Origin of the sequence: Flammeovirga aprica JL-4 (assembly GCF_012844305.1) — a bacterium.
In the GTDB taxonomy this organism is placed as follows: domain Bacteria; phylum Bacteroidota; class Bacteroidia; order Cytophagales; family Flammeovirgaceae; genus Flammeovirga; species Flammeovirga aprica.
The window spans coordinates 22,401-35,272 of the sequence record NZ_JABANE010000064.1 but is presented as its reverse complement, the minus strand read 5'-3'; the positions used below and the strand labels follow the sequence as shown (position 1 = coordinate 35,272).

The window sequence follows — 12,872 nt, the reverse complement described above, 5'->3', positions numbered from 1 at the left end:
TCAACAGCTAGCTATTAAAATGAATGAAAAAGTGGAGTATTAAATAGGATACTCTGTAAATGAAATGAACAATGAATTATTCTTACAATCACATTAAAAGTAACAGGATTAGCAAGTTACTTTTAATAGGCATGACTTCGTTGTGTCTGCACTTTTCTACCTATGCTCAACGAACAGTGGGTACAACACGAGCAACTGTAGGTACTAAAAACCTCACCTTCTTTATTGATAAAGTGACGGTCAATGAGACTGTTGTTTATAGAGATGGTATTGCGACAGCTTCACAAATCAATAGTGAAATTGATCGACTTTCTGGCCTTGGTGGTGGTGTAATCAAGTTCAATCCGGGGACTTATACTTTGGGGCAAATCAACCTTAAATCCAATATCAGAATTGAGATTGGCAACAATGTGAAATTTATCATTGATAGAAGTGGTGGAAACAATACCTTATTTAATTTAGGTAGAAATTCTAGTACCAATCAAGCCGTGATTTCCAATGTCGAAATTATCGGTGCTTCAGAAAGTTCTTCGACATGGTTTGAGATTGATTTAAGCAATTTTGCACCACTCGAAACGGCTACACCATTTAAGGTAGCCTATGTTAAGAATTTTGCGATTTCGAGATTTATCATCACGGATAATTACACTTTAAATCCCTCAGTGTTTTTGGTGGCCGATAGTAAATTCTTAGGAAGAGATTCCAGTGGTCGATTGAATTATGATTTATCGACTTTCAATAGAATTCCAATGCAAGGCGTAGTGAAAAACGCAAAAGCAACGGGCATTGGAACGGGATATGCCTTGGTACAACCTTTCAGTGGAAAACGTATTTATATGGAAAACTTGGAAGGGGAGCAAGGAATCACCGTAAGACTAGAGCCGGGAAGTGGAAAAGCCAATGACGATTTGAACCTGACTTCTAACCAAAAAATGGGTTCAATTGATGATATTTACATTAAAAATGTGTCGAATAAATTAGGTTTCTGCGCTTTGTTCATCAAACCACACTCAAAGATTTGTAATAACATTTACGCTACGGATCTGTATGCCGAAAACAGTTTATCGACGCTTTACATTGCGTCAGCGAGTTTATTACCACAATCAAGAAGAGGAAAATTTACAAATGCCACATTTGAGAATATCACTTTTAAACAGACTATTACCAATACGGTTTCTAATGGGACAAATAATCTTGTCGCTTCTAATTACCCAGCGGATACGGGAATTGAAGGATTGAGGTTTATGACAGAATTGGCTCGTCAGAAATTGGTGACGGTGAGAAACAGCAGATCGCCAAAACCGGGAGTGTATTCATTGATTATCAAAGATGCCGGTGGACAGCGTTATAAAACGCATCCTATAGCACCGATTATGTTTACTGCAAAATTCTCCCAAAATACAATCGGAAATATCACGGGCCGATACAATGTAAATATTCCGAACGAATCAGCGATAACAGTGCAGGGAGGAGCTTTTTCGGGAGATAAAGTAGTGTATAGAAATGAAGCCAGAGTCATCACCACCGGCGCTTCAGACGACGACTATATCTATGAGTAATCCCTTTTCTAAACTTTTAAACAAAGAAAACATGAAAAAGCTATTTTTGATTTCGCTTTTGTTGAATACAACATTTTTATTCGCACAAAATAAAACAACAGCCTTCGATACTGATATTTTATCATCCTCTGATTATGTGGTGGGTGTTCCTTATCTCTTAGAAAATGATGGGACAATCAATGGCATTCAATTAGAGAATAATGCGACCGAAGTTCAAGCCCAATTTGGGATTTACGCTGATGATAATGATGGTCCAGGGGCATTAATATACACTTCAGATATTGTACAGCTTTCAGAGAAAAATCTCCAATTGTCCATTCAAGATATCGAATTGGAAAAAGGGAAATATTGGATTATGACCAATTATAAGACGGAAGGAAAACACTTGAAAGCAGATATTTCAAATCCTTTAGCAAAGGTGTATTACATGCCGTCTCAATTTGGTCAAGCCTTTCCTTCTTTGGGTTATGATTTTGAAATGTACGAAGGGCATCAATTTCCAATTAAATTATTGATGCAACCTAAAGAAGTGCAACCTCTATTTGAAGTTTTCCCTAATCCAACTGTAGGACAATTGTATATCAATGGCACTCAAAAAGAATATAATATTACAGTTTTCGATAGTAATGCGAAAAAAGTACTTTCTTTAAGAAGCCACGATTACAATACTGTTTTGGAAATGGAATCACTTCAAAAAGGAACCTATTATGTATCGGTTGAGGGGGAAGAAACTTTTAGAGTTTTGAAGAAATAAATATACAAGGCCCACGATTGAAATCGTTGGCTTTTGGAAAGCTCCCTAATGTTTCAAGTGTTAAGCGCTAGCGTCACTTGGAACTGATTATTGGCGAAGTCTCCTGACTTCGAAATACTGAAGGAAAGTTGAAATATTCATTTCGAAGTCAGGAGACTTCGCCAATTACTAATCACAAGTGACGCCTGCCGGCTTAACACTTGCGATATCAATACTATATTAAATACTTACGAATATGAAACGACAAACAAACTATCCATTTTTTATCCTTCTATTATTGTGTATTACATTTACTGCTCAAGCACAAGATTTAAAAGAAGTGATATCCACCAAACAAAAAGCCCTTCAAACGCTGATTAAAAAGGCGGAGAAAAAAGGGATTGATGTGACGAAAGAGAAAAGTACAATCAGGACAGCTGAAATATGTGGTCAATTTGCAGATTGGGACGAAAAGAACATTGACAGAAACGAAGCCTTATTTAAGAAAGTAAAAAGGTACAAGGAAGAGGCACGCAAAACAGCGGAGGAATTACCGACTTTCGAAAGAAATGAAATCTTACTGATGTTGGAAGAGGGGGAAGAAAGATTATCGTTAGCATTAAAAGGGAAGATCAGTAAACAAGAGGTTCCTATTATTGATTGGAGCAAAACGGAGATTGTAGGAGATGATGTAATGTACAATGGTCAGCCTGTTTTCTTAGCAGATTATTCATGGAAACCAAAGACCGATTACCTTACAGAGTACCACGGTAATTTAGATGGTATTTTCCTTTCTACTCGTTTTTTAGAAGATGAAAAAGGGACTTTAAAAAAACGTTTCAAACAAGATTTGATCAATCAACCCTCAGGTAGAATTGGTACAGCATTTATCAATCACTTAAGTCCTCCGGAGTGGTTTACAGAAAAATACCCAGAAGCATCAGTAGGGAAAAGAAGGTATTTTGATTACGATATTGATCATCCTGCTTCAAGAGAATTAGTAAGTTTGCTTTTTAAAGAAGTGGTGCCTCATATCAAAGGTAAGAAGTATAGTAGTTTGGGTTATATGCTTGCGAATGAACCACATTGGCACACCAAAGCAAAATCATGGGATACGGGTACGGTTTCTGATTTCACGCTAAAAAAGTTCAGAAATTTCTTAAAAGAAAAGCATCAGACAATTTCGGCGTTAAATCAAGTTTGGGAAACAGATTATGCTGACTTTGAGAATGTGAAGGTGACGATCCCAATGGCTGGTGAATTACAAGGAACTGCTGTATGGTACGATTGGATGCGATTTAACCAACTAAGAGGAGTGGAGTGGTTCCAGTTTTTATCCGATGAAATTCATAAATATGATCCCGACGCAAATACACATATCAAAATTATGCCTCATCTTTTTTCAGAAAACACAAGAGATCACGGTATTGATTTAGAGGCTTTGACGGCTTTATCGACAGTGATTGGTAATGATGCCGGAGCAGTGTACTCGGATATGTGGCAAAAGAAAGAACCAGAATGGGCTTCGAAATATTATTTTGATTGGAGACAGATGTGTATGGGATATGATTTTATGAAATCAGTAAGTCCAGAAAAGTTAGTGTTTAATTCAGAAGGCCACTTTATCTCAACGATCCGTTTTAGGGAATTAAAAATGAAACCAGAGTACGCTAGAGCGACTTATTGGTTGGCGACAATGTTAGGTTTAGATGTGATACAAACATGGTTTTGGCCAAGAGGTGAAGACGGTTCTTTAAGAAAAAATTCAAAAGGATATGCCGCTTCTTTGACACAAATGCCACGCGTATTGAATGAAATCACACTGACGTATATGGATATGAATGCTAATGCTGAGTTGTTGACTAAGATTCAGAAATTAAGAAAACCGATCCGTATATTCCACTCCGAAACCTCAGCGATCAACATCGACAATCATATGGACAAAGAGTATCATGCCTATGAGCGTTTCTTGTTTGAAGGAAGAGCTGTCGGATTTGTAACTGAAGGAATTTTGAATACACAACCTCATCAAGATTGGGATGTAGTGGTGATTGAAGAAACACCATTTATGACCGTCGGTGAAAGAGATGCTTTACAATCTTATTTAGATAAAGGCGGAAAAATAGTGATGGATAAAAAGAGTGTTTTGAAAGATGAATACGGTCAATCCTTAACCGCTTTGAATGCTGGAAAAGGAACATTAATTATAGCTCAAAATTCGGGTGAAATTCAAGCAAAGACTTTAGGCCTGATAGTTCCAAATTCACTAAAGATTTCAGAAGAAAATGCAACGAGCCATAAAGGTTGTATTTGGCGCTACTTTGAAGATGAGAAAAAAGACAAGTGGGTCTCTATTGTCAACGTTGGAAAGTCGGAGTCAACATTGAAAATTGATCTACCAAAGGGGGAGAAAAGTATCAAAATAACAGATGTGATTACGTCAGAAACACTTCAACAAACTTTCAAAATGGAACCACTCCAGGTGTATTTACTGAGAGTAAGTACTGATCAAAAAGGAGATTTATAAAGGTAGTATTGCAAATGTTTTCTTTGCGTCCAAATAATGTTTTTATAAGTGTCTATTTGTTGATGAATCTTGATTTTTAATACTGTTATCGATGATATTGTGAATGGAACACGTACTTAGAGTCACAATTTTTTTAATACTTTATTGAAATGAAATATCAATCTATACTACACTTATTACTTTATTTCTGCACCCTTTGCAGTACTGCTTTTGCTCAAGAATCAGATCCAATTCAAGAAACGGCTGATGTATTTTTTCCTGAAAAAGTAGTTTTAGCACTCAATCATCCTTATTATAATTTCAGTATTAATGATGCTTATTTGAAAGGGATGAAATATGAATCTACCTTAGGTGAAACCGAAGTGCACAAGTACTATAGAACAACTGTTCCACAGGTTTCAATGATGGGGAATCCTATGGAAAATAGTGATTCGTATGAATACGAAATGAGGTCTGCTAAGCTGATGGGAATTGATGGATTTAAGTTTGAATTTAGACCACTGGGAACAGATTATTATATCAATCAATTCAAGAAGATTTTTTCTGCTTATGTAAAAGTAGCTGAGGATAAAAATATTGATTTCAAATTCTCTATTGCAATAGAGATGGACCGTACTAAAAACATTCCGGTTTCATATCTTTTAATGAAAGTAGAGAACACATTGAATGAGCTATTCAAGTCGACCAACTACTCGAAGAAGTGGTTGAGAACTGGAAACAATAAAGTAATTGTCTTCACAAAATTCACGCAAAAAGTAATTGATGAAGGATTGGAAAAAAAGTATACAAAGCAATTTCTTGAAGATCCAAGTTTAATGAAGAAAGTAGCAGGTGTGTATACCTCTCTTAAAAAAGGACTGCATGATGATGTCGCTTTTGTATATCAAGGAGATTTTATTGGTAACAACCGTTTCATGAATCAGGTTTTGGACCACTTCCCAGCTATTTATACCCTAAGAGGTATTCAGAGTTATGAGGTAGGCATGGACCGTTTGGCTGACGTGTGTAAGAAAAGAAATCGACCTTTTATCCAAAGTGTTTATTCAGATCTTCAAGGCGCCAATCGTCATAGTGTAAAAACCAACCGAATCATACAAAATACGAATATCACGGACAAAGAGACTTTTGTAAAAGCACACAATTATAAGATGACTTCAGACTTGCGTAAGTTGCTGGAGAAAGGCTTAAAGAGAGATACAGATATGATGTTTGTGTCTTCATGGAACTATTATGATAATGGTTCACACTTTGCACCGGAGTTACACCATGGTTATGGATTAGGATTGATTTTAAAATACTATAAAAACAAATGGCTGGACAGTAATTTTGAATCTCATGAAGACATGGTTTTTACTTCTTTTAAAAATTACTTACCAGGAGAGTTGAATCAAAATAATGGGGTTCAAATCAGATTTAGAAATAAAGAAAAGTATCAGTTGCAAGACTTGGACAGTGTAGAAATAGTGACGGTTTTGAAAGCAGGAGGAGATGTCTATTTTAATGGGAAACACTTAGGCTTTGCCCCAAAAGGGATCTATGCTTTTTATGTAGAAAAGGGGAAAGGTAAAATGGAAGTGAAGGTCGAGAGGGATAAAAATACGGTGGTAGATTATACTGTACCGAAACAAATAGTTGGTAATCAAGATAAAACCGATTTCATCACATATACTTTCAGCAATTTAGACAGAACATATGCTCAGCTGAATCAGAATATTATTCTAGATAGTGAAATGCACAAAATGAGAAATAGATTCTTGATTTCTAAAAATGACGAAATTAAATGGAGATTATCAGCTTCAAAACGTTTTTTAGATAATCTTCAAGCGATGTATGACTACGGGTCATCTTCGTCAAAATGCCTTGATATGCAAGAGAAAAACTACAAGAAGTACAAACAGCAAATCAAGGAGATTTTGCCGGAATTTAATTATGGTATCTGGCTGGAATTGGAAGAAAGTGCAATGAACAATGAGGGGATTCCAATAGTTGAAGATAATCTGAATGAAGCTTTGAAAGGGTATAATATTTTGCCGGAATATACGAAGCAGAAGTAGTGTAGATAACATTAAAATGCCTTGGAATTGTCTCTGAAAAAGAAACAGTTCCAAGGCTTTTTTTATTAATATGGGTTTAAAATGAAGCTGCGTTTCAATAAAAAGTAGCTGTCCGTACAGATTCAGACGAGGCAGTTGATTCATAGTTCTTTCAATTTTGATATTGTAACTAAAGTTTTCTGAAGTCTGAGTACTGGGACAAAAGAAAACGAGTGTTTCTTGTACCATAGTTACAACTATGGGCAGGTGATAAGCCAACCTACATCAAGAGTAAAGTCTTGAAGTTTGGTGACGGTGGTAACACTAGAGTGTTGTTGAAGTCAATATCACAAGCCCATGATTTCAGTCATGGTACACGAGTTATTGTTCCATTTCTTCTGTCCTGGTACTTGGTTACATATTTTGATATCTACTGAAATGAAAGACCATTTTTTGCTCCAAATCATACTATTATTTTTCACTGCTCAGAGTGCCTTGTACGCACAAGACCCCATTCAAAAAACAGCTGAAGTCTTTTTTCCTGAGAAAATAGTTTTAGCCCAAAATCACCCCTTTTTTAACTACAGTGTCAATGATGCTTTTTTGAAAGGAATGCAATACGAATCCATATTTTCAAAAACAGACTCCAAAGAATATTACAGAACCACTGTTCCTCTTGTCTCATTGATGAGTAATCCCATGGAAAACAGTGATGCCTATGAGTTTGAAATGAAGTCAGCAAAATTGATGGGTATTGATGGCTTTCAATTTGAATTAAGACCGCTGGGAGGTGAATACTACCTCAGCCGTTTCAAGAAGATTTTTGCTGAATATATTAAAGTAGCAGAGGTAAAAAATATAGACTTTAAGTTCTCCATCATCATTGATATGAAAAGGAACAAAAAGGTGCCTGTATCTTTGCTGTTGAGTAAAACGGAGTCAACATTAAATGAGTTATTCAAAATGACAAATTACTCCAAAAAATGGTTGAGAACCGGAGATAACAAAGTTATTTTGTTTACGAAAACACCTCAAAAGGTCATTGATCAAGGACTGAAAAAGAAATATGCTTCAGCATTTATAAAGAACCCAAATTTAATTTTAGAATTAGCAGAAGTATATCATTCACTTCAGAAAGGATTGATAGATGATGTGGCTTTTGTCTATCAAGCTGACTATGTATCTAATGATGTATTGACGAATCAAATTCTAGATTTCTTTCCCGCTATTTATACCTTAAGCAGTGCACAGAATTATGATAAAGGCATCAGTGGACTGGAGGCATTATGCAGAAAAAGAAATCGCCCTTTTATACAGTGTGTGGTACCAGATATGCAAAGTGTGAAACCCTATGATATTTCCACCAAACAGAAACTGCCATCTGGAGTAGAAGGCACCATAAAAGGACGTGGAGAGAACAACTACGTAAAGGCTCATAATTACAAAATGACTTCAGTGCTTCGTGATTTATTAGAGAAAGGAGTAAAGCGTCAGGCTGATTTACTGTATGTAACATCATGGAATTATTATAATAGAGGCTCTCATTTTGCTCCAGAATTACATCATGGATATGGGATGGGTTTGTTATTAAAAGAATACAAAAACAAATGGCTGAAAAATCAAGCAACATTAGAAGAAGAAGCTGTGATAGTTTCCTTTAAAAATTTCCTTCCTGGAGAATTCAATAAAAACAAAGGGATGAAAATTAATTTCAGGAATAAGGAAAAATATCAAATTCAAGATATGGACAGTGTAGAGGTGGTAACAATCTTGAAAGAGAAAAGTGGAGTCTATTTTAACAATCAATATTTAGGTATTGCTCCAAAAGGGACACATGCTTTTTATGTTGAAAAACCAAAAGGCAAAATGGAAGTTAAAGTCAAGAGGGCTAGACGTACGATACTTCAATATTCTGTTCCAAAAGAAATAGACGGAAAACAAACAGTTACAGATTTCTTAACCTATACTTTTTCCAACTTGGATGAAAACTATGCTCGTCAAAATCATGATATCATTTTGAACAACGAAATGAGAATGATGAGAAATCGATTCCTTATCTCGAACGAAGACGAAAAGAAATGGAGAAAAGCCTCTTCTGAACGTTTTTTTGATAACCTTCAAGCTATGTATAATTATGGTATCGCTTCTAATAAATACATTGAAATACAAGCCAAAAACTACAAGAAATTCAAACAGCAAATCAAGGAGATTCTAACGGAATTTAATTACGGTATTTGGCTTGAATTGGAAGAAAGTGCCTTGAAAAATCAAGGTATACCTATGTGGGAGGATAATCAGAATGAAGCCTTGAGGGGATATAATATTTTGCCTGAGTATTCAGAACAGAAGTAAGTAATCGCTGTGATATATTTGGGAAGTTGGTGATCAAAATTTGTTCACTAACTCTTCCACCTCATATATTTCTTTTAGAGTCATGTAAAGTTCAGGGATAAGTTATAGTACTCCTTGTAATTAAGTTTCTTAACTGAAGGTTTTATATCTTTAAATTAAGTAGTAAACTATTGATAATACTATTATTAAAGGAGTGATGAAATATATTTTTCAAAATCAATGAAATAGAAAAAGCAACTATATTATTTTATGAACAAGTTAGATAAGTTTTTTTTTACCTTTTATAGTTATAATGTGGGTCTCTGTCATTATGTATTTTTTTGAAGAAAAAAAATATGCAATTGGATATGTAAATACAATATATCCAGGACGATTACATTTTCTCCCTTTAGGTAAAAATAGAGGTATGAAATCTTTTCACACTCAAGAAAAGTACCGCTATCAAGATAAGGTATTTTATATCTATGAATTTACTGAAACATTACCTTTCTGGTTTGGTGATGTCATAGGTTGTATTAGTAAGAATCATGATTTGATTGAAAAATATGACAAGAAGGTTTATGATAAAAATGAATTACAGATACTATTGGAAACTTTTTGTGATTATTCCTCTTCTTCCACTGTAATGGAAGAAAACCATTAACTCACAGAGACAAACTATCTAAAAAGTATCTATACTCACAAAGTTTGAATCTGTAATAAGTGATATTTTGAAATTGTTAGAAGCCAACAAAAAGAAGATCAACTATAATTTTCTGATTCAAAACCATAATTAATCTTTTTCCCTTCTTATTTTTGTGATAAACAAATAGAAAGAATATGGCCACGTCAAAATATATCAATCCATTTACCTATTTTGGCTTTAAGAAACTCTTTGGAGAAGAAGATAATAAAGATATCCTTATTGACTTCTTAAATACCGTCTTGCCTGAAGAGGATAAAGTATATGATTTGACTTATAAATCCACTGAAAAGCTATCTGCTCATCAGACGGATAGAAAAGCCATCTTTGATTTGTATTGTGAAAATGAAAAAGGGGAGAAGTTTATCGTTGAGTTACAACGTGCCCACCAAACCTTTTTTAAAGACAGAACGATTTATTATTCCACTTTTCCTATTCAAGAACAAGCTACCAAAGGTCAACCCGATGGTAAAGGGTGGAAGTACGAACTCAAAGCAGTTTATGTGATTAGTTTGATGGACTTCAAATTTGACTTATCAGAAGATTTCCATCATGTGGTAGAATTGAAGAACCAACGTAATGAAATTTTTTATGATAAGTTGAAATTTATCTACCTAGAATTACCAAAATTCAAGAAATCAGAAAGTGAATTATCAAATCATTTTGATAAATGGATTTACATTTTAAATCGACTAGAAAGTTTTACCGAAGCTCCCGCTTTTTATCAAGAGTATATCTTCAAAAAAATATTTTCAATTACAGAATTTACAGCATTGGATAAGGCAGATCAGTTGAGGTATGAAGAAGATCTGAAAATTTTTAGAGATTATTTGAACACATTAGATACAGCTGTTGAAAAAGGAAGAAAGCAAGGTAAGGAAGAAGGATTGAAAGAAGGAATGAAAGCAGGTGAACTAAAAAAAGCAATTGAAACTGCAAAGTCAATGCTTCAAGATGGATTAGATATTGAGAAAGTGGCTTTGTATTCAGGTTTGAGTATTGATGAGGTGAAAGAAATAGCAGATTCAATTTAGAATTCTAGGTTTACCCATCACTCTTGCAATGTTAAGATGATTGACATCGTTATAAGCTTGAATATCGAATAAATTTTCAACTTATAACAAACCAAAACACTCATAACAATAACCAATAATAAATAGAAATGCTACGATCTTTCCATTCAAAAAGAGCCCTATAATCACCAAAAACCAACAAATTATAGAAATTCCCCCTGCTGTTGCTTAAAATAGCCCCTTTTTCATTTCGTATAAAAGCTAAGATTGTAATAAATCAAATGAATTAGTATGAAAGCAATGAATTATTACTCCTTCATCTTAGTGTTTATAGGATTGATGGGTTGTCAGACTAACACAGCTACAAAACAATCAGTTACTTATTACTTTGATGCCGAGACAGGAAAAAATACCAACAATGGTTTAAAGGAAAGTGAGCCTTTTAAGGACTTTTCTACAATAAAAACACTTACACTACAGGCGGGTGATACCTTGAAACTTAAAAGTGGAGTGACGTTTCAGGAGATGCTTCAGTTGAAAAATATTGGGCATGGATGGGACAAACCTTTGGTGATCACTTCTACAGGAAAAGAAAAGGCAATTATTGATGCGAAAGGTTTTGCGAATGGGATTTTATTAGAGAATGTTTCGAATGTAAAAGTTGAGAATATTCAGGTAGAGGCCAATGGAGGTGCAATCACCAAGGACATGAAAATGAGATGTGGTGTATTATATACTACATCAAGTGATGGGGATTATGAAAATGTGACATTAGAGCACCTTATAGTGAAAGATATTTTTTGTAATGCACCAGGATTGGAAAGGGGGAAAGATGAAGTAGTGACGGCAAATGGTACGCAATCTTATGGATGGGGTATTAGAGTACTTTTGAAAAATCAAGCATCAGTGTTGAAGGGTTTAAAAGTGAGCAATTGTACGGTGCATAATGTGGCGCATACTGGGATTAAACTTACTGGTGGAAGCAAACATAGTATTCAGGATTTTGAAGTGGATCATTGTAATGTGAGTTTCACAGGAGGCCCTGGAATTCAAATGTCGAAAGTGAAGAAGGGACACATTCATAATAATCATGTGGATCATTCTGGCAGTGATAATGATTCAAGAAAGTGGGGTAGAGGTAGTGGACTTTGGACTTGGGGATCAGATCAGGTCTTAATTGAGAAAAATAAATTTACAAATGCCAATGGTCCGGGTGACTCAGCAGGAGCGCATATTGATTATAATTGTAATAATATTGTATTACAATATAACTATTCTTCAAATAATGCAGGCGGTTTCCTAGAGATTTTGGGCAATAACTACAACTGTAGCTATAGGTATAATATTAGTGTCAACGACGGTAACAGAACCAAAGGTGTAGATGGTGCTTTCCAAGAAGGAAAAGTATTTTGGTTGTCCGGTTTCCAAGGTAAGAAAGCAAGAAAAGGGCCTTTCAATAGTTATATTTATAACAATACAATTTACGTTAATAAAGATATTACGGCCAAAATAGCTGTGGATAAAGCTACTAAAGGAGTGTATGTGGCCAATAATATTTTCCATTTTGAAGGAGAAGCTAAACTAGTATTAGGGGATCAGTATACGCCAGATAAAGGAGGTACTTCTGAAGTGGAAAATGTATTTTTCAAGAACAATGTTTTCTATCAAAAATCAAATTGGCCAAAAGAGGTTTTGATTCAACCTTCAGCATCTCATTTTGTTGATGTTTTATTTGCGAATAAGAGCGGAAATGAATTGAAAGACTTTACACCGACGAATATTGAAGCGATTAAGAATAAAGGAATAGCCATTGAAAAAATCCAAAATGACAGCATTGGATTGATATATGGTTTAGACTTGAAGTATGATATTTTAGGGAATGAAATTGCCGATCAACCTAGTATTGGGGCAATTGAAGTTTTCTAATACAATAAAAAGGTGGGTACTTATTTGATAATGAGTACCAACCTTCT

8 protein-coding genes are annotated in these 12,872 nt (G+C 34.8%); all 8 read left to right on the top strand.

Translation table 11 applies throughout. The annotated features are described in order from the left end of the window. Positions 1-131: 131 nt before the first annotated feature. The 8 genes from HHU12_RS20870 (at position 132) to HHU12_RS20835 (ending at position 12,825) form a co-directional block, all read left to right on the top strand. A complete protein-coding gene (locus tag HHU12_RS20870; protein ID WP_205959942.1) occupies positions 132-1,559 on the top strand; it encodes a hypothetical protein in 1,428 nt (475 codons plus the stop codon). Positions 1,560-1,590: 31 nt separating this feature from the next. Continuing rightward, positions 1,591-2,313, top strand: a complete 723-nt coding sequence (locus tag HHU12_RS20865) for a T9SS type A sorting domain-containing protein (protein ID WP_169658679.1) — start codon at positions 1,591-1,593, stop codon at positions 2,311-2,313. 235 nt (positions 2,314-2,548) lie between these two features. Next, a complete protein-coding gene (locus HHU12_RS20860; protein ID WP_169658678.1) occupies positions 2,549-4,819 on the top strand; it encodes a beta-galactosidase in 2,271 nt (756 codons plus the stop codon). 149 nt (positions 4,820-4,968) lie between these two features. Then, positions 4,969-6,873, top strand: a complete 1,905-nt coding sequence (locus HHU12_RS20855; protein ID WP_169658677.1) for a glycoside hydrolase family 71/99 protein — start codon at positions 4,969-4,971, stop codon at positions 6,871-6,873. 417 nt (positions 6,874-7,290) lie between these two features. After that, positions 7,291-9,204 (top strand): hypothetical protein, encoded by a 1,914-nt coding sequence (locus tag HHU12_RS20850; protein WP_169658676.1) that lies wholly within the window; start codon positions 7,291-7,293, stop codon positions 9,202-9,204. A 406-nt stretch (positions 9,205-9,610) separates the two neighbouring features. Continuing rightward, positions 9,611-9,847, top strand: a complete 237-nt coding sequence (locus HHU12_RS20845) for a hypothetical protein (RefSeq protein ID WP_169658675.1) — start codon at positions 9,611-9,613, stop codon at positions 9,845-9,847. 176 nt (positions 9,848-10,023) lie between these two features. Then, entirely contained in the window at positions 10,024-10,920 is an 897-nt protein-coding gene (locus tag HHU12_RS20840) for an Rpn family recombination-promoting nuclease/putative transposase (protein ID WP_169658674.1), read from the top strand. Between the two features lie 270 nt (positions 10,921-11,190). Beyond that, positions 11,191-12,825 carry a right-handed parallel beta-helix repeat-containing protein gene (locus HHU12_RS20835; protein ID WP_169658673.1) on the top strand — a complete coding sequence of 545 codons (1,635 nt, stop codon included), beginning with the start codon at positions 11,191-11,193 and terminating at the stop codon, positions 12,823-12,825. Positions 12,826-12,872: the final 47 nt, after the last annotated feature.